The 18,852-nt window shown below is 71.9% G+C and carries 16 protein-coding genes; 9 read left to right on the forward strand and 7 right to left on the reverse strand.

Annotation, left to right across the window (positions count from 1 at the left end):
• Positions 1-611, forward strand: a 611-nt coding sequence (locus D450_RS0123280; RefSeq protein ID WP_017541035.1) for an FAD-dependent oxidoreductase, incomplete at its 5' end; no start/stop codon positions are given.
• A gap of 88 nt (positions 612-699) precedes the next feature.
• Here D450_RS0123280 and D450_RS35485 read toward each other — a convergent pair.
• Positions 700-828 (reverse strand): hypothetical protein, encoded by a 129-nt coding sequence (locus D450_RS35485; RefSeq protein ID WP_017541036.1) that lies wholly within the window; start codon positions 826-828, stop codon positions 700-702.
• Between D450_RS35485 and D450_RS35490 the strand changes: the two genes are divergently transcribed.
• From D450_RS35490 to D450_RS0123305, 4 genes are all read left to right on the forward strand, one after another.
• Complete coding sequence (locus D450_RS35490) at positions 827-1,069, forward strand: hypothetical protein (RefSeq protein WP_017541037.1); 243 nt, start codon at positions 827-829, stop codon at positions 1,067-1,069. The genes D450_RS35485 and D450_RS35490 overlap by 2 nt on opposite strands.
• 307 nt (positions 1,070-1,376) lie before the next feature.
• Entirely contained in the window at positions 1,377-2,879 is a 1,503-nt protein-coding gene (locus tag D450_RS0123295) for a long-chain-fatty-acid--CoA ligase (RefSeq protein ID WP_017541038.1), read from the forward strand.
• The gene (locus D450_RS0123300; protein ID WP_017541039.1) at positions 2,876-3,865 is read left to right on the forward strand and encodes a phosphotriesterase family protein; all 990 of its coding nucleotides are present in this window, start codon (positions 2,876-2,878) and stop codon (positions 3,863-3,865) included. Before D450_RS0123295 ends, D450_RS0123300 begins: the two co-directional genes overlap by 4 nt.
• Positions 3,866-4,047: 182 nt before the next feature.
• The gene (locus tag D450_RS0123305; RefSeq protein WP_017541040.1) at positions 4,048-4,848 is read left to right on the forward strand and encodes an enoyl-CoA hydratase-related protein; all 801 of its coding nucleotides are present in this window, start codon (positions 4,048-4,050) and stop codon (positions 4,846-4,848) included.
• A gap of 722 nt (positions 4,849-5,570) precedes the next feature.
• Here the strand turns inward: D450_RS0123305 and D450_RS35495 are convergent.
• The 6 genes from D450_RS35495 to D450_RS0123345 all read right to left on the reverse strand — a co-directional run bounded on the left by D450_RS35495 (position 5,571) and on the right by D450_RS0123345 (position 11,236).
• Positions 5,571-5,762, reverse strand: a complete 192-nt coding sequence (locus D450_RS35495) for a hypothetical protein (protein ID WP_017541042.1) — start codon at positions 5,760-5,762, stop codon at positions 5,571-5,573.
• A 654-nt stretch (positions 5,763-6,416) separates the two neighbouring features.
• Positions 6,417-6,965: a hypothetical protein gene (locus D450_RS0123325; RefSeq protein WP_017541044.1), complete on the reverse strand. Its 549-nt coding sequence runs from the start codon at positions 6,963-6,965 to the stop codon at positions 6,417-6,419.
• Between the two features lie 170 nt (positions 6,966-7,135).
• Positions 7,136-7,813, reverse strand: coding sequence for a helix-turn-helix domain-containing protein (locus D450_RS0123330; RefSeq protein WP_017541045.1), 678 nt, complete (start codon positions 7,811-7,813; stop codon positions 7,136-7,138).
• Positions 7,814-8,401: 588 nt separating this feature from the next.
• On the reverse strand, positions 8,402-9,358 hold the full coding sequence (locus D450_RS0123335; protein ID WP_241483259.1) for an Acg family FMN-binding oxidoreductase: 957 nt from the start codon (positions 9,356-9,358) through the stop codon (positions 8,402-8,404).
• A gap of 284 nt (positions 9,359-9,642) precedes the next feature.
• Positions 9,643-10,245, reverse strand: coding sequence for a CBS domain-containing protein (locus D450_RS0123340; RefSeq protein ID WP_026128733.1), 603 nt, complete (start codon positions 10,243-10,245; stop codon positions 9,643-9,645).
• Between the two features lie 322 nt (positions 10,246-10,567).
• A complete protein-coding gene (locus tag D450_RS0123345; RefSeq protein WP_017541048.1) occupies positions 10,568-11,236 on the reverse strand; it encodes a CBS domain-containing protein in 669 nt (222 codons plus the stop codon).
• Between the two features lie 720 nt (positions 11,237-11,956).
• Here D450_RS0123345 and D450_RS0123350 point away from each other — a divergent pair.
• From D450_RS0123350 to narI, 4 genes are read left to right on the forward strand one after another with little or no spacing between them, the layout of a single operon-like run.
• The gene (locus tag D450_RS0123350) at positions 11,957-15,697 is read left to right on the forward strand and encodes a nitrate reductase subunit alpha (protein ID WP_017541049.1); all 3,741 of its coding nucleotides are present in this window, start codon (positions 11,957-11,959) and stop codon (positions 15,695-15,697) included.
• Positions 15,697-17,415 (forward strand): nitrate reductase subunit beta, encoded by a 1,719-nt coding sequence (gene narH / locus D450_RS0123355; protein WP_017541050.1) that lies wholly within the window; start codon positions 15,697-15,699, stop codon positions 17,413-17,415. The genes D450_RS0123350 and narH overlap by 1 nt, the downstream gene beginning before the upstream one ends.
• Positions 17,412-18,071, forward strand: coding sequence for a nitrate reductase molybdenum cofactor assembly chaperone (gene narJ, locus D450_RS0123360; protein WP_017541051.1), 660 nt, complete (start codon positions 17,412-17,414; stop codon positions 18,069-18,071). Before narH ends, narJ begins: the two co-directional genes overlap by 4 nt.
• Complete coding sequence (gene narI / locus D450_RS0123365) at positions 18,068-18,811, forward strand: respiratory nitrate reductase subunit gamma (protein WP_017541052.1); 744 nt, start codon at positions 18,068-18,070, stop codon at positions 18,809-18,811. Before narJ ends, narI begins: the two co-directional genes overlap by 4 nt.
• Positions 18,812-18,852: the final 41 nt, after the last annotated feature.

Raw genomic sequence — 18,852 nt, forward strand, 5'->3', positions numbered from 1 at the left:
TGGGCGCCGAGCGGCTGCTGGTGGCCACCGGGCGCCGCTCCGACCTCGACGGCCTCGGCCTGTCCTCGGTCGGTCTGGACACCTCGGCGCGCTCCATCTCCGTGGACGGGCGGATGCGGGCGGCGCCGGGGGTGTGGGCGCTGGGCGACATCGTCGGCGAGGGCGCGTTCACCCACGTCTCGGTCTACCAGGCGCGCATCGCCGCCGAGGACATCCTCACCGGCGGGAACGGGCCCACGGCCGACTACCGGGCGCTGCCCCGGGTCACCTTCACCGACCCCGAGGTGGGCGCGGTGGGCCTGACCGAGGCCCAGGCCCGGGAGAAGGGGCTCCAGGTGCGCACGGGATCGGCGCAGGTGCCGTCCACGGCCCGGGGGTGGATCCACAAGGCGGGCAACGACGGGTTCATCAAGCTCGTGGAGGACCGTGGCGCCGGCGTGCTGGTGGGCGCCACGTCCGCCGGGCCGAACGGGGGAGAGGTGCTGGGCGCGCTGTCGGTCGCGGTGCACGCGCGCACACCGGTGGAGGTGCTGCGGGGGATGATCTACGCCTACCCCACATTCCACCGCGGGATCGAGGACGCGCTGAACGACCTGGCGGGCGGCGACTGACGCCCGGAAGGCGGGGCCGCCCCGGGGCGGCCCCGACCAGAGACCGGGGGCACGGGCGGCTGCGCCCGTGCCCCCGGTCGGGTGGGTGTCAGACGTGCGCGCGGCTCAGCCCGAAGAGGAACGCGGCGGTCACCAGGCCGTGGACGGCGGGGCCCATGAGGCGCATCATCGCGGGCGGGCCGAGCATGAACAGCGGCATCCCCGGGAAGGCGGGCATGAGCACGAGCGCGCCCAGGACCCACCACGCCGCTGAGCAGACCGGCGGGGAGGACCGTCCGCGCCCGGTCGGCGACGGCGCCGGCGAGCACGCCGAAGCCGAGTCCGATCGCCGCCGATACCGCCAGGTGGACGACGGCGCCGACGGCCGCGCTCTCGGAACCGACCAGCATCGCCACCATCGGCAGCATGCCGGTCACCGCCATCAGCGCGCCGAAGACCACCCCGCCGCCGAGACCTGAGATGATGAGCCCCCGCCCGGCATGGGGCAGGGCATGGGAACGTGCATGTGCGATCGTGGCCATGCCTCCCCCCTCGTATTCGCCTCGGCCCGCCCCGCCGGGACGCCCGCCCCCGCCGGCGGACCGAGCGGGGGCCGGCTCCTCCCGCCCCCACTCGCTCGGGCCCGGTCGGAGGGCCTTCAGACCGCTTCACGGCCGTGCCGGCCCCCGCTTCCGCCGGAGCACCCCCATTGACAGCCGGAGAAGCGCGCCGATATTCATCGGAGGCATACCGAACGGTCGGCATGCAAAGAGGAGCGAGGCGACCATGGGCTTCAATCTCGCGACGATCCTGCGCGAATCCCGGCTGGCCGAACCGGCCAAGCCGCTGTGCCACAGCGGCGGCACGGCCTTCAGCTACCAGCAGGTCGACGAGGTGTCGGGCCGGGTGGCGGCGGGCCTGCGCGGCCTCGGCCTGGTGCCGGGCGACCGGGTGGCGGTGCAGCTGCCCAACGTCGAGCAGTTCCTGTTCTGCTATTTCGGGATCCTCAAGGCGGGGCTGGTCATGGTGCCGCTCAACCCGCTGCTCAAGGCGCCCGAGATCGCCTACCAGGTGGAGGACGCCGGGGCGGGCGTGCTCGTCACCTTCGGGCCGCTCACCGCCGAGGCCCTCCGTGCCGGCACGAAGGCCGCTGTCTACGTGGTCGGCGACCCGGAGCCCCCCGAAGGCACCCTGCCGTTCGAGGACCTCCTCGCCGCGGAGGACACCGGGGAGATCGAGCCGACCCGGGCCGAGGACACCGCGGTCCTGCTCTACACCAGCGGCACCACCGGCAGCCCCAAGGGCGCCGAGCTCACCCACCACCAGCTCTACATGAACTGCACCGTCGCGGGGGAACTGTTCGGCTTCCGGTCCGACGACGTGGGCCTGGCGGTCCTGCCGCTGTTCCACGTGTTCGGCCTGTCGAGCGTCCTCAACGTCGCGGTGCGCTACGGGGGCACGCTCGCGCTGGTCCCCCGGTTCGAGCCCGGACCGGTCGTCGACGCGATGGAGGCGCACCGCTGCACGGTCTTCTCGGGCGTGCCGACCATGTACGTCGCCCTCCTCCAGGAGGACCTCGCCGGACGGGACCTGTCCGCCCTGCGGGTCGGCGTCTCCGGCGGGTCGGCCATCCCGGGCGAGGTCATCCGGGCGTTCGAGGAGACCTTCCCCGGAGCGGTGGTCCTCGAGGGGTACGGTCTGTCGGAGACGGCCAGCACCACCACGTTCAACATCAGCGCCGAGGAGCGCAAGGTGGGCTCCATCGGCAAGCCGATCCGGGGCGTCGAGACCCGGATCGTGGACGAGGACGACCGGCCCCTGCCCCCGGGGCCCGACCACGTCGGCGAGATCGTCATCCGCGGCCACAACCTCATGAAGGGCTACTGGAACCGGCCCGAGGCCACCGCCGAGGTGTTCCGGAACGGCTGGTTCCACACCGGCGACCTCGGGTACGCCGACGAGGACGGCTACCTGTTCATCGTCGACCGGAAGAAGGACCTCATCATCCGCGGCGGCTACAACGTCTACCCGCGCGAGATCGAGGAGGTCCTCTACGCCCACCCCGCCATCGCCGCGGCCGCCGTGGTGGGCAGGCCCGACGCCCGCCTCGGCGAGGAGGTCGTCGCCCACGTCGCCCTGGAGCCCGGGAGCACCGCCACCGCCGACGAGGTGACCGCGTTCTGCCGGGAACGCCTGGCCGCCTACAAGTACCCGCGCGAGGTCCGCTTCCTCGACGCCCTCCCCGTCGGCCCCACCGGAAAGATCCTCAAGAAGGAGCTGCGCGCGTGACCACCGTCCCCACCGTCAACGGCCCCGTCGACAGCTCCGCCCTCGGCACCGTCTACATGCACGAGCACGTCTTCGTGCTCACCACCGACGTGCAGATCAACCACCCCGGGGAGTGGGGCGACGAGCAGGCCCGCGTCGACGACGCCGTCGCCAGGCTCAAGGCCCTCGCCGCCCAGGGCGTCACGACGATCGTCGACCCGACGGTGATCGGCCTCGGCCGGTACATCCCCCGCATCCAGCGGGTCGCCGCCCGGGTGCCCGAGCTCAACATCGTGGTGGCGACCGGCGTGTACGCCTACGAGCGGGTCCCGTTCTTCTTCCGGCACCGCGGCCCCGCCCTCAACGAGGCGCTGGGCACCGACGTCCCCGACCCGATGACCGACATGTTCGTCGAGGACATCACCGGGGGGATCGCGGACACCGGCGTCCGGGCGGGCATGCTCAAATGCGCGATCGACGAGCCCGGCCTCACCCCCGGCGTGGAGAGGATCATGCGGGCCGTGGCCCGCGCCCACCACCGGACCGGCGTGCCGGTCACCGTGCACACTCACCCGGGTTCGCGCACCGGCCTGCACGTGAAGCGGGTCATGTGCGACGAGGAGGGCGTGCCTCCCGGCCGGATCGTCCTGGGCCACAGCGGCGACACCGCCGACTGCGACCACCTGTCCGAGCTCGCCGACGCCGGGTTCGTGCTCGGCATGGACCGGTTCGGCCTCTACCTGGAGACCACCTTCGAGGCCCGGGCGGACACGCTGGTCGAGATGTGCCGGCGCGGCTACGCGGACCGGATGATCCTCTCCCAGGACGCCTCCTGCTACATCGACTGGATCGACCCGGAGGTCATGGCGTTCCTCCCGCAATGGAACTACCTGCACCTGCACGAAGAGGTCGTCCCGTACGTCCGCGAGCGCGGTGTCAACGAGGACCAGCTCGACCGGATGCTGGTCGGAACCCCGCGCCGTGTGTTCGAGGGCGCGGTGGACTAGGGGCCGTGTCGAGGAACCGGGCGCACCGCCGTCCGGGAGCCTCCGGGGCCCTCGACCGCGCACTCCGGGCCGATGCCGCGCCCGTCCCCATCACGGGCGGTCCCGCCACCCGCCACCCGCCGCCACCGACCGCCCTCCGCCCGCCCCCGCCCAGGCCGCCATCCACGGACAAGGACACCCGAATGACCGAGACACCGCCCTCCGACCTCGTCCTCGCCGAACGCCGCGGCGCGGTCCTCCTGCTCACCCTCAACCGCCCCGACCGGCTCAACGCCTGGACCTATGCGCTCGAAGACCGCTACTTCGACCTCCTCGACGAGGCGGACGGCGACCCGCGGGTCCGTGCGGTCGTCGTCACCGGGGCGGGCCGCGGCTTCTGCGCCGGGGCCGACTTCGAGGACCTCCAGAAGGTCGGCACGCGCGGCCCGGATTCCGTCGAGCCGCCCGAGAGGGAGCGCCCGCGGGAGCGCCCCCTCTTCCTGCGCAAGCCCCTGATCGCCGCGATCAACGGTGCGGCCGTGGGGCTCGGCCTGGTCGAGGCGCTCTACTGCGACCTGCGCTTCTGCACACCGGAGGCCAAGCTGGGCACCGCTTTCGCCCGGCGCGGCCTGATCGCCGAGTACGGCATCGCCTGGATCCTTCCCCGCCTGGTCGGACAGAGCCGCGCCCTGGACCTGCTCCTGTCCGCCCGGCTGGTCCGCGGCGAGGAGGCGCTGTCCCTCGGGCTGGTCGACCGCCTGGTCGAGCCCGAGTCCCTGGTGGAGACCGCGGTCGCCTACGCCGATGAACTCGCCCGGCTGTCCTCGCCGACCTCGATGAGCCTCATCAAGGACCAGGTGATGCGCGCCATGGACTCCGACTTCCCGACCGCCGTCGCCCACGCCGAGACCCTGATGGCCGAGGCCTTCCGCCACCCCGACTCCGAAGAGGGCGTCGCCAGCTACCTGGAGAAGCGGGACCCGCGGTTCCGCCCTCTGGAATGAGCCCGGCCCCGGAGCCGCGCCATGGCCCCTACGTCCTCAAGGCCGTGACGACTCCGGAGGAGTACTGTCTCCACAAGCGTCCGGGGGATTGCGGAGCGCGGTAGCACTCGTCGGCGTACGGCTCCTGAGCATGGTCGATGACCTGCAATGGAGAACGAATCCTCATCTCCGGGCCCGTGCGGTCGCGCTGGCGGGCGCGTTCGAGCCGCTGATATGCGGACTCAGGCGTGAGCAGGGATCAGACCCTGAGAACGCAGCCGACGGGCCCGACAGCGCGACGATCCCGACCGCCCCGGAAGCGGAAGCCGACGAGGCCCCGACCACCGTTGTCCGAGGCGACCGAGCGGAACAGGGCGACGACGAACGCCTTGGCCTGCGAGTGGTCGAAGCCGCCGACCGCGGCGCAGGGCAGGCCCGCGCCCTGCCACCGGCCCCGCCCAGCGCGCCCGGAGAAGCCCTCGTGCCGAGGGGCGGGCATGCCCGAGCCGCCCGGATCCGAGGTTGGGCGGTGGGAGCGTCTGCAGCAGGTGGATCAGGTGGAGACGCGGCAAGCGCCGGTCGTCGGTGGCATCGATCTCCCTCGCGCACTCCCGCCACAGAGGTGGCGCCGGGCCGCTGACCGCAGCGCGGCGTGTGGCGAAGCAGCCGGACCGAGGGGCACAGGGTCTCGCGCAGGCCTTCGTCCTCGGGAGCGAAGTCCTCATAGGAGGGCGGCCACGGGTTCATGCGCCCGCCCCTGTCACGGTCAGCTCGGCGAGGTCGGAGACGACCACCTCGGCGCCGCGGGCGAAGAGCCCGGCCGCCTGGCCGCCACGGTCGATCCCGACCACCATGCCGAAGCCGCCGCGTACGCCGACCTCCACCCCGACCAGGGAGTCCGCCACCACGGCGGTGCGGGCGGGGGGAGCGCCCATGCGGCGGGGGGGCCCCCCGGNTGGCGGGCAGGTGCAGTCGTTCAGCGTCGCGACCGTCCACCCGCACGTCGAACAGCTCGGAGGCGCCGATCGTCTTGACGATCGCGGCGCTGTTGCGGTCGGCCGACACGACCGCCGTGCGTATCCTCGCGTGCCGCAGGGCCTTGAGCAGCGTGAGCGTGGAGGGGGAGGCGGTGACGCCGTAGGTGCGCACGTAGTCGAGGAAGAAACGCTCCTTGCGGTCGTCCAGCGCGGCGACGGTCAGGCTGCCCGGATCGGCGCCGGTGTGCTCCTCGGGCAGCGTGATTCCGCGCGAGGCGAGGAAGGCCCGCACGCCGTCCAGGCGAGAGCGGCCGTCGATGTACGCCAGGTAGTCGTCGCGCAGTGCGAAGGGGACGAACGGCTCACTCACGGCACGGGCCCGTGAGTGCAGGAAGTCGTCGAAGGTGCGCTTCCAGGCGGCGGCGTGGATGGAGGCGGTGTCGGTGATGACCCCGTCCAAGGCGAACGCCACTGCCGTGGTCTCCTCTGGCACGATCAGCGCGCCACTGGTGTGCTCCACTTCCCCTTCTCTCCCCCGTGCATTGCTGGACGGGCGTCGCCGTCCGGGCGGCCGCCGGAAGGACACGGCCGACGCGTCCGCCCGGAGGTTCCTCAGCGCAGCGCTGGGAGGCGGCGGACGATGGCCAGGCCGTTCCACCAGCGGCCCAGGCCGGCGGTGTCGCCCGCGTGGACGAGGGCGAGGCCGACCATCACCAGCGCCATGACGAGGTGGTCGTCCATGAACGGGTTGTTCTCCGGCGGGAGGGCGGCGCTCCACATCAGCACCAGCATGATCGCACCGGCGACCCCGCCGATGCGCATGCCGATGCCCAGGAGGAAGGACAGGCCGATGCCGAGAAGGCCGAGCATGAACAGCCAGTCGGCCCAGGCGGCGCCGGCGAACGACTGGTAGAACCCGGCGAGGGGCCCTGAAGTGGCCTCGGTGAGGAAACCCCGGGTCGGGCTGCCTCCGTTGAGCCAGGCGCCTTGGGCAGGGGTGGCGAATCCCAGCCCGAAGAGCTTGTCCAGGAAGGCCCAGAGGAAGATCCAGCCGATCGCCAGTCGGACGATGGCGAGGACCGCACGGGCCGCGGGGGAGGCGACGATGTCGCGAGGCGCATCGGCCGCGACGGGGGGCCGGTGGATGTTCCGTGACGTCATGTCCGTGTCCTTTCAGGGACGTGCGGTGGCCATTCCAGAGAACGCCCGTTCCCTGCGTGAGGGGCAGGGGCGGCCGCACCGTCTCGCCGGGACCGAGGTCACCGCGCCCCGGGCACATCCGGACATCGGGTGCGTTGGGCGGCCAAGAACCGTCGGCGCCCCGGACCTCCCTATGCGTGCATGCCGCGTCCTCCCACGCGGCGGCCGGTGACCCGCCCGGCGTCGATGCGGATCCAGGCCTCGCGGTCGCCGCCCGCCCACGGGCGCAGAGGGCGGCGCTCGCGTAGGGCGGCGCGTTCGGCGTCGTCGCCGATGAGGCGGGCGCGTCCGGCCAGGAGCACGCTCCATCCCTCGCTCATGGTCTCGTCGAGCCTGTCGACCTGGAAGCTCATGGGGTCGCCGACATGTTGGGCGATGGCCCCGTCGACGGCGGTACGCACGACCACGGTGCCGTCGATGACGCCGTAGTTGACCGGAAGCACGACCGGGGCGGCGCCTTCGGCCTCGGTGAAGGAGACGCGGCCCACGCCGCCGGGGCTGATCAGCTCCAGGCATTCCTCACCGGTCAGCACGGTGACCTCCGGCTCGGGCACCGCCGTGGCAGCGCTTCCGGGCGGCGTGTCGGTGTCGGTTCCCAGCAGGTGGTCGGGGGAGGTGTGCAGTGCCTGCGACAGCCGGTACAGCGACTCCCGGCTGAAACGAGCGGGGTGCGTCTCAAGGTAGGCGATGTATCCCGGGTCCATCCCGCTGCGCTCGGCCACCTCGCCCCGGGACAGCCCCATCTCCATGCGGCGCTGGACGACACGGCGTCCGATGTCGCCGCTGTGCGCGGTGTGCGGTCCTGTCATCGCCCTGCCCCCGTGTTCGGCGTTCGTCCGGTCGGTCGCGCTCTTTCTGCGCACGGTCGTTCTGCACACGGTCACGCATGTGACACCGATGGGCCATGGGGCATTCGGGCCTTTGGGCCATGGCGGAGGTCCCGGGGCCGGTGCACACGGTCGAGGGGGACGGTAGCGGCCGTGGGCACCATGCCGCTGACACGCCGAGAGAAGGAGCGAGTGGGCCGGTCGCGTCGGCGTCCGGAGCACGAACGGACCGGTGTTCCGGGGGAGGAGGCGATCACGGGCGCCGGATGGAAGTCCTTCGTTCCGCGCGTCGCGGTCTCCCGGGCCGACGGGAACCGGTCCCCACCACCGTGTTGAGCAGGAGTCACCCCCTGGCCGCGAGCCGGCATGACGGTGCCGAGCCGGTTCTGCGGCTCGGAGGGCGGCGGCCTGCGGAACCGTCATCCGTGTACGGCCCGCGTTCGCCGACCCTTGACGTCCGATGCCGGGACACGGGCCGCGGCCGCAGGCGACCGCACATCGACCAGCGTCCCGCCGGGGCCAGGGGCGGAACGGGCGATGGGCCCTCCTCGCCGCAGGTGGAAGCCCGGGTCAGTGCGGCCGTGAGGGCGCAACAGGCCGGGCCCCGCGCGGCCGGGGCCGCCCCAGTCGCAGGATCATCTGCGGGTATGCGCCGCCGCAGATCCGCTCCGCGATGAAGGAACGCAGCGCCTCTTCCTCCAGCGGCTGCGTGTGGAACGCCGCCGCCACGCCCTCGGCCGCGGCTGCCAGCAGCACCCGCTCCAGTGCCTGTCCGGCGGCGATCCAGGAGCCGCGGGTGTCGCCGGGTGTGGTCAGCAGCGCGACCGTTCCGGTGACCGTCCCCTGCACGTCGAGCATGCCGCGGATGCGCTGCTGCCCGTAGTCGCGGCCAGGGAACAGGCCGCTGTCCGGGTCGGGCGGGAAGTCGCCGGCGTGAACACCCTCGGCCCTCCGGCTTCCGGCCGACCGCACCCAGCGGGCGAGTTCGGCGGTCCGGACGCGCTCGTGGCGGTGGAGGTGCTCAGCGGCGGTGACCAAGCCGGAGAGCGCGCGGATGAGCGGCTCAGCGGTCAGCGGCTGGAGGGTCGCGCCTTCGGCGGCCGCGGCGGCGGTCAGGTCGCGGGCCAGCATGACGTCGTCGATGTCGGCGGAGAACGGGCCGCGGTGGGTGCGGCGCCGGGGAATGGCCGCGGCGTGTGCGCGGGACTCCTCGTCGGGTGGGACCGCGAGTCCCGGCGCGACCTCGGCCAGCCGCCCGGGGCGTTCGGCGTCGGACAGAATCGCGACCTCCGGGACGCTCCCCTGGGCGCGCATCCCCACCCGGATGTTGTAGAGCGCGGCCCCGCAGCTGATGACCAGTTCCCTTGCCCGGGGGTCGGCCACGTCCAGGAGCCGCTCGGGGTCGGTGGCGACGATGATGCGCCCCCGCTCCTCGCTGAGGTTCCAGGGACGGGTGTTGCACACGGACGGTGCCCGCTCGCCGGCCTCCAGGGCGGCCTGCAGGGGCGTGGGTTCGGTGGTGCGCATGTCGGGCGATTCCATCATCGTCAGCTCCGGTCGGTGGCAGTCTCCGCGGCTCCGGCCCGTGCAGCCCGCGGATTCCGGGGCGGCCGGTCCGGCCGTCGCTTCTGAGGGGCCGGAAGGGGGACGGACCCTCCGCGGTCCCTACCTCCAGCACACCCGATCGATGTCCGAACCGGCAGAGACCAATACCGGGGAGGAGAGTGCCGGATATCCTCCCCGACAGGGCCATCGGTCCCGCGGACCGGCCGCCGGGCGGTCCCCTGCTCCAGCGGGCGGCCCGCCGCGCATCATGGTCCTTCGACGACCACGCGACTCACACCCGCGACGGTCCGTGCGATGCCGACCGCGGTCCGGCGCTCTCCGGGGGTGGCGTCGCCACAGGCCAGGTGCGCCACCCCGTCGCGTACCTCGGCCGACCACCGCCGCATGTAGGGCGCCCCCTCGGCCAGCGCGGAGCGCAGGTCGGAGGTGGATTCGGCGTCGGACCGCCAGTGCATCCGCAGCAGGTCGCCACGGCCCACCATGCCCACCACACGCCCCGCGCGCACCACGGGAACCCACCGGATCCGGTCGCGCACCATCAGGTCGACCAGCCGGGCCGCGTCGGTGTTCTCCGTGACGGTGACCACATCGCGCGTCATCACGTCGGCGACGCGCTCCGCCAACCCCGATGCAGGCTCCGCCGCCGGCAGTGCCGAGGCCCGCGGATCGGGCTCGTACCGCTCCCGAAGGAAATCGATCTCCGTGACGATGCCGAGGAGCGCACCGTCGCCGTCGAGCACCGGGGCGGCCGCCACACCCCGCTCGACGAACTGACGGGCGGCATCACCTACCGTCGTCTCTGCTGAAAGCACCACGCGCGGCGTGGTCATCACATCGTTGACCAGCACGGCCCCTCCTTCTCGGTACCTGTCCCGTGGTCATCGCGGACCGCCGTGCCGCGTCCGGGGGACCGGCACTGCCCCCGACGGAGTCCACGTCCTCGACCCGGTCGATCCGCCCGCCCAAGGTGCGGCCCGTGCCGTGTCGGCGCAGCGTCCCATGCTGCGGAGGCGGCCGACCAAACCGACCCGTGCGCCCTGTGTGTCGCTGCTGTCGACCACGGGCGGAGGCTCGTCCCCGGAGCTGTACCGGTCGGGCGCCCACCAGGGTGGGGCGTCGGCGCGGACCGTGATGACCGGGCCTTTCTCCTCGGAGCGCTCGGACGACGCCTCAGCCGTGGAGACCACTGCGCAGAGGTGCGTGCCCCTGCTGCCCGCCGTGCTCGCGCGGTGCGGGCGCGGCCCGCTGAGGGAACACGACTCTGCGGGTGCCGGGAATCCGTCGTGCCAGCGCCTCAATGCCCCGGCGCGCCTGCGGGTCCGCGGCGCCGACGACCTCGACGACACCATCGAGAACGGTCACCTCCACCTCCCCGGGATCGGGGAGGCGCTGGTCGAGCTCGGCTCGGACGTCAGCGGCGACATCCGCATCGGGGCGCATCATCAGGCGCATGATGTCGCGGCGGCGCACGAGGCCGACCACTCTTCCGGAACGCAACACAGGAACGCAGCGGATACGCGTCTCGAACATGCGCCGGCTCAGTTCGCAGGCATCGTCGTCCTCGGCGGCGGTCACCACGGCGCGGGCCATCGCCGCGTTCACGCGGTGCACACCGGGTGCGGCCCGGGCCTCCAGAGCGCGGGCGTAGGCATCGGCGTCGGCTTCGAAAAGGTCGGTGAGAAGGTCGTTCTCCGTGACGATTCCGGTCAGTGCACCGGAGGCGTCGACGACCGGGGCGCTGTCACAGCGGTTCTCCGCCAAGAGGCGGGCGGCCTCACGCACCGGGGTCTCCTCGTCCAAGAGCACCTCTGCTTGCGACATCATCGCGTTTACCAGCATCGTTCCCGTTCCTTCGGACGCGGAGGGGAGGACGGCCCGTCCCCGGGGCGGCGGCATGCTGTCCGCCCTGCTTCCAGACTTCCGCCGTCCGGTGCCGGGCCGACAGTGCCCACGGGCCTCTCGCGTGTGGACGTTCGTATCGGCGGTCGACGACCCGGGGCCGTGGCACCGGGTGAGCGCTGCGCGGGGGAGGGCAGGCGAGAGTGGGGGGCCTCCTCGCCGCGCCGGACACGCCCCTCCAGGCCCGCCCGGGCCGGAAGGCCCGCACCCCAGTGCCTTCAGGCCATCAGCCGACGAGGACTCGTTCCCGCCGGCTGATGAGACCTGCGTCCGGCCCGCGGTCCCTCGTGGGCGACGGGGCCCCTGTCCTGGTCAACGGGCACGACCCGCGGCCGCCGTGCGACCCGTCGGCGGTGATCGGCCAGGTGGGTCCGTCAGGCGCTTCCCGGACGCCGGGCGGCGTGTGCGCCGGGTGCTCATCCCTCCGTCGCTCGGGCCGCACCGGTCGGCGCTGGGACCTTCGTCCCATCGACGCCGACGAATCGGTCCTTTGGTGCTATGTCGTGAACTGAGAGTTTGTGGAGGTCGGCGGAGCGGGTGTCCGGGACCTGCCCGCAGCGCGCTCAGGCACGTTCGACCGGCACCGCAGCGGTCCCCATGGGCCCCGGTGCCGCGGGAGCCGGGCACTGACCCCCGGGCGGCGATGAAGGAGAGTTTCCCATGGCGAAACGGTCGGCAGGCCGCGGCGGAACCGCGGACGGGACCGATGCGGGCCTGGAAGATCCGATCACCGATGCGCTTCTGCGGACACGGAGGTTCCTCCGCCCGCGCCAGGTCTCGGCGGACCTGCGCACGGTCCATCTCTCCGGGGGCCGCGACGCGGACGCCTTCTACCGGGACCGTTGGAGCCACGACAAGGTGGTGCGCTCCACCCACGGGGTGAACTGCACCGGCTCCTGCTCGTGGAAGGTCTACGTCAGGGACGGCATCATCACCTGGGAGGGCCAGCAGACCGACTACCCCTCCGTGGGCCCCGACCGGCCCGAGTACGAGCCGCGCGGCTGTCCCCGGGGCGCCGCGTTCTCCTGGTACACCTACTCGCCGACCAGGGTGCGCTACCCCTACGTGCGCGGGGTCCTGCTCCAGATGTACCGGGAGGCGCGGGAGCGCACCGGCGACCCCGTGCTCGCCTGGGCCGACATCGTCTCCGACCCTGAGCGCTCCCGCCGCTACAAGGCGGCCCGCGGCAAGGGCGGACTGGTGCGCGCCACCTGGGACGAGGCCCTGGAGATGGCCGCCGCCGCCCACGTGCACACCATCAGGGAGTTCGGTCCCGACCGGACCGCCGGCTTCTCTCCGATTCCGGCGATGTCGATGGTCTCCCAGGCGGCCGGCTCCCGGTTCTACTCGCTGATCGGCGGGGCGATGCTGTCGTTCTACGACTGGTATGCCGACCTGCCCGTGGCCTCACCCCAGGTGTTCGGCGACCAGACCGACGTTCCGGAGTCGGGAGACTGGTGGGACGCGGGCTACCTGATCATGTGGGGATCCAACGTCCCGGTCACCCGGACCCCCGACGCGCACTGGATGGCCGAGGCCCGCTACCGGGGCCAGAAGGTCGTGGCCGTGTCCCCCGACTACGCCGACAGCACCAAGTTCGCCGACGAATGGCTGCCGGCCCAGCCCGGCACCGACGGCGCCCTGGCCATGGCGATGGGCCATGTGGTGCTCAAGGAGTTCTTCGTCGACCGGACCACCCCCTACTTCGACGACTACGTCAAGCGCTACACCGACCTGCCGTTCCTGGTCCGGCTCGACCCTCCGGAGGACTCCGCCGGCGCCTACCGCCCCGGCAAGTTCCTCACCGCCGCCGACCTCGGCGATACGGTCGGCGGAGAGACGGTCGGCGGCGACAACGCGGCGTTCAAGACGGTGCTGATCGACGGGCTCACCGGTGAGCCCGTGGTGCCCCAGGGCTCCCTCGGCTTCCGCTACGGCGACGAGGGCAGGGGCAGGTGGAATCTCCGGCTCGGCGGCAGCGAACCGCTGCTCAGCCTTTACACCGGCGACTGTGAGACGGCCCTTCTCGACCTGCCCCGCTTCGACGGCGACGGCGCCGAGACGATCCGCCGCGGCGTCCCAGTGCGCGAGGTCGGCGGGCACCTGGTCACGACGGTCTTCGACCTGTTGCTCGCGCAGTACGGGGTGGGGCGTTCCGGACTGCCGGGCCTGTGGCCGAGCGGATACGGCGACGCCACCGGGCCCTGCACCCCTGCCTGGCAGGAGGCCCACACCGGTGTCCCGGCGGACAAGGCGGAGCGCATCGGCCGCGAGTTCGCCGCCAACGCCGAGGAGTCGCGAGGCCGCTCCATGATCATCATGGGGGCCGGCACCAACCACTGGTTCCACTCCGACACCATCTACCGGTCCTTCCTGGCCCTGACGACGCTGACCGGCTGCCAGGGGGTCAACGGCGGCGGCTGGGCCCACTATGTGGGCCAGGAGAAGGTGCGCCCCGTCACCGGCTACACCCAGCTCGCCGCGGCGCTCGACTGGTCCCGCCCGCCGCGCCAGATGGTGCAGACCGCCTACTGGTACCTGCACACCGACCAGTTCCGCTACGACGCGTTCGGCGCCGACACTCTGGCCTCCGCCACCGGTGAGGGCGCCCTTGCGGGCAAATCCACCGCCGACGTCATCGCCCAGTCCGCCCGCATGGGGTGGATGCCCTCCCACCCCACGTTCGACCGCAACCCACTGCGGATCGCCGACGATGCCGAAGAGGCCGGCCTGCCGGTGGCGGAGTACGTGCCCCGCGAACTCAAGGCCGGCCGCCTCCGGTTCGCCTGCGAGGATCCTGACGCACCAGAGAACTTCCCCCGCGTGCTGACCGTCTGGCGCGCCAACCTCCTGGGCAGCTCGGCCAAGGGCAATGAGTACTTCCTCAAGCACCTGCTGGGCACCGACGCCTCGGTGCGCGCGGCCGAGGCTCCGCCCGAAGCGCGCCCGGCGGACGTCGTCTGGCACGAGGAGGCGCCGAGCGGCAAGCTCGACCTGCTGCTGTCGCTGGACTTCCGGATGACCAGCACCACCGTGTTCTCCGACATCGTCCTCCCGGCGGCGACCTGGTACGAGAAGCACGACCTCAACACCACCGACATGCACCCCTTCATCCACCCGTTCAACCCCGCCATCGCCCCGCCCTGGCAGACGCGCACCGACTTCGACGCCTTCGCCGGCCTCGCCGACGCCTTCAGCCGCCTGGCCGCGGACCACCTGGGCGTGTGCACCGACGTCGTCGCCGCGCCCCTCGCCCACGACACCCCCGACGAGCTGGCCACCCCGCACGGGCGGGTCCGCGATTGGAAAAAGGGGGAGTGCGACCCGGTCCCGGGCTCCACCATGCCCGGACTGGTGGAGGTCGAGCGGGACTACCCCGCGGTCGCGGCCAAGATGAGGGCGCTCGGGCCCCTGCTGGACCGGCTCGGGGCGACCACCAAGGGGGTGACCTTCGACGTCGTCCGGGAAGTGGACCACCTCGCCCGCAAGAACGGGACCGTGCGCGGCGGCCCGGCCGACGGTCGCCCCGCCCTGGACCGCGACGTCCACATGTGCGAAGCGATCCTCGCGCTGTCCGGCACCACCAACGGCCGTCTGGCCACCCAAGGGTTCCGCACCTTGGAAGAGCGCACCGGAACGCCGATGGCCGACCTCGCCGCCGAGCACGAGGGCAAGCAGATCACCTTCGCCGACGTCCAGGCCGCGCCCGTCCCCGTCATCACCTCACCGGAGTGGTCGGGAAGCGAGGCCGGCGGACGGCGGTACTCCCCGTTCACCGTCAACGTCGAGCGCGAGAAGCCCTGGCACACCCTCACCGGTCGCCAGCACTTCTTCCTCGACCACGACTGGATGACCGAGATCGGTGAGAACCTCCCGGTCTACCGGCCCCCACTGAACATGAACGCCCTGTTCGGCGAGCCCGCGATCGGGGACACCGGCGAACTCGGGGTCACGGTGCGTTACCTCACGCCCCACAGCAAGTGGTCGATCCATTCGGAGTACCAGGACAACCTGCTGATGCTGAGCCTGTCCCGCGGCGGACCGACGATCTGGATGAGCCCCGTCGACGCCGCCAAGGTCGGGGTGTCCGACAACGAGTGGATCGAGGCCGTCAACCGCAACGGGGTGGTCGTGGCCCGCGCGGTCGTCTCCCACCGGATGCCGGAGGGGACCGTGTACATGTACCACGCCCAGGACCGGCTGATCGACGTCCCGCGGTCGGAGACCTCGGGCAGGCGCGGCGGTATCCACAACTCCGTCACCCGGCTTCTGATCAAACCCAGCCACCTCATCGGCGGATACGCCCAGCTCTCGTTCGCCTTCAACTACCTCGGCCCCACCGGAAACCAGCGCGACGAGGTGACGGTCATCCGCCGGCGCTCCCAGGAGGTGCAGTACTGATGCGCGTCATGGCCCAGATGGCGATGGTGATGAACCTGGACAAGTGCATCGGCTGCCACACCTGCTCGGTCACCTGCAAGCAGACGTGGACCAACCGCAGCGGCATGGAGTACGCCTGGTTCAACAACGTCGAGACCCGCCCCGGACAGGGCTACCCGCGCACCTACGAGGACCAGGAGCGCTGGCGCGGCGGCTGGAAGCTGGACAAGCGGGGACGGATCACGCTCAAGGCCGGGGGACGGCTGAAGAACCTGGCGACGATCTTCTCCAGCCCCAAGATGCCCTCGATCCAGGACTACTACGAACCCTGGACCTACGACTACGAGACCCTCACCAACGCGCCCCTGCAGGAGCACACCCCGGTGGCCCGCCCCAAATCGCTGATCACGGGCGAGGCCATGGCGATCTCCTGGAGCGCCAACTGGGACGACGACCTCGCCGGAGGCCCCGAGCTCGCTCCCTCGGACCCCGTACTGCAGAAGGTCTCGGACAAGGTCAAGCTCGAGTTCGAGCAGACCTTCATGTTCTACCTCCCCCGGATCTGCGAGCACTGCCTCAACCCCTCGTGCGCCGCCTCCTGCCCGTCCGGGGCGATCTACAAGCGCAGCGAGGACGGCATCGTCCTGGTCGACCAGGACGCCTGCCGCGGCTGGCGCAAGTGCGTCACGGGCTGCCCCTACAAGAAGATCTACTTCAACCACCGCACCGGCAAAGCCGAGAAGTGCACCTTCTGCTTCCCCCGCGTCGAGGTCGGACTGCCCACCGTGTGCGCCGAGACCTGCGTGGGGCGGCTGCGCTACATCGGCCTGGTCCTCTACGACGCCGACGCGGTCCTCGAGGCGGCCTCGGTCGAGGACGAACACGACCTGGTCGACGCCCAGCGCCGCGTCCTGCTCGACCCCCACGATCCCGGGGTCGTGCGCGAGGCCGAAGGCGCCGGCATCCCCCGCGACTGGATCCAGGCCGCGCAGCGCTCGCCCGTCTGGTCGCTGATCAACCGCTACGAGGTGGCGCTCCCGCTGCACCCGGAGTACCGCACCCTGCCCATGGTCTGGTATATCCCGCCGCTGTCGCCGGTCGTCGACGTCGTCTCCGGCACCGGCGAGGACGGCGAGGACCGCGGCAACCTCTTCGCGGCCATCGAGCACCTGCGCATCCCCGTGGAGTACCTCGCCGAACTGTTCACCGCCGGTGACACCGCCCGGGTGGCCGCCGTGCTCAAGCGTCTGGCCGCGATGCGCTCCTACATGCGCGACATCAACCTCGGCCGGGACCCCGACGATTCCATCCCCGCCGCCGTCGGCATGGAGGGCGAGCAGGTCTACGACATGTACCGGCTGCTGGCCCTGGCCAGATACGAGGAGCGCTACGTCATCCCGCCCGCCCACGCCGAGCAGGCCCACGGCCTGGAAGAACTCGCCACCGAGTGCAGCCTGGACTACGAGGGCGGCCCCGGGATGGGCGGGTGGGGCCCCTTCGGCGAGGGCTCCGGCGGCACGGCGTCCGTCGCGGTGGAGAACTTCCACGCGCTCAAGCAGCGCCAGACGACCGACACCCTCGCCGAGCCGACGGACAAGGACAAACGCGTGAACCTGCTCAACTGGGACGGCAAGGGCCGCCCGGAAGGACTGTTCCCGCCCGGGCCCGGCGACGCGCGCGGGGCTCCGGAACGCAGGGACGGCACCGGTCCCGACGGTGGAACGGACCCCAAGCCATGAGCCGTATCGCGCGTGCCCTGCGCCGACAGGCGATCAGTGAGCGCGACCGCGCGCTGACCCACCGGATCGCCGCCCTTGTGCTGGACTACCCCGACGAGCGGCTCGCCGAGGAGCTTCCACGGCTGCGCACCGCGGCGGAGGCGCTGCCCGAACCCGTGCGCGGCCACCTCGGCGGGGTCCTGGACCACCTGGAACGCACACCCCGGCGATCCCTGGCCGAAGAGTACGTCGCGACGTTCGATCTGCGCCGTCGCTGCTGCCTGTACCTGACCTACTACTCCTACGGCGACACCCGCAAGCGCGGCACCGCGCTGCTGGGCTTCACCCACGCCTACCGCGCCTCGGGGTTCGACACCGACACCGAGGAGCTGCCCGACCACCTGTGCGTCCTGCTGGAGTTCGCCGCCACCGCCGACCCCGACGCCGGCGGGCGGCTGCTCGTCCAGCACCGGGCCGGGCTGGAACTGCTGCACCTGGCCCTGACCGACGCCGAATCCCCCTATGCGGGGGCGCTGTCGGCCGTGAGCGCGACGCTGCCGCCGCTGACCGGGCGCCTGCGCGACGCGGTCGCCCGTCTGGCTGCCGAAGGACCGCCCGGCGAGGAGGTCGGCCTCGAACCCTTCGCACCACCGGACTACCTGAAAGCGCGCTCATGACCACCACGCCCGACCTCGTGCTCTGGGTCGTCGTCCCCTACGCCTGCCTGGCCGTGTTCGCCGTGGGCCACTTCTGGCGCTACCGCTACGACAAGTTCGGATGGACCACCCTGTCCTCCCAGTTGTACGAGAGCCGCCTGCTGCGGTGGGGCAGCCCGCTGTTCCATTTCGGCATCCTCGCCGTGTTCCTCGGCCACGTCATGGGGCTGGGCATCCCCAAGCGCTGGACAGAGGCCATCGGCGTCTCCCAAGCGCTGTACCACTTCACGGCGGTCGGCATCGGTGCGGTGGCCGGCTTCTGCACGGTGGTGGGAATGGCGATCCTCATCTACCGCCGCCGTACCGTCGGCCCGGTCTTCAGCGCCACCACCCGTATGGACAAGTTCATGTACCTCGTGCTGGCGGTGGTGATCCTGCTCGGACTGTCCAACACCGTGGCCGGCAACATCATCGGGCACTACGACTACCGCGAAGGGGTCTCCGTGTGGTTCCGCGGGATCTTCCGCTTCGACCCGCACCCCGAGCTGATGGCCCAGGCTCCCCTGACCTTCCAGGCCCACGGGCTGGCGGCATTCCTACTGTTCGCACTGTGGCCGTTCACCCGGCTGGTGCATGTGTTCAGCGCCCCCGTCGGCTACCTGTGGCGGCCCTACATCGTCTACCGCAGCCGTGAGGACCGGCTCGGCGGCGGTGCGCGGCGCCGCGGGTGGGACCGCGTGGGCGAGCGGTACCGCCGATGACCGCGGCCGCGCTTCCCCTTCTGCCCCGCTGTGCCGCCCCG

The organism is Nocardiopsis halophila DSM 44494, assembly GCF_000341245.1.
GTDB lineage: Bacteria > Actinomycetota > Actinomycetes > Streptosporangiales > Streptosporangiaceae > Nocardiopsis_A > Nocardiopsis_A halophila.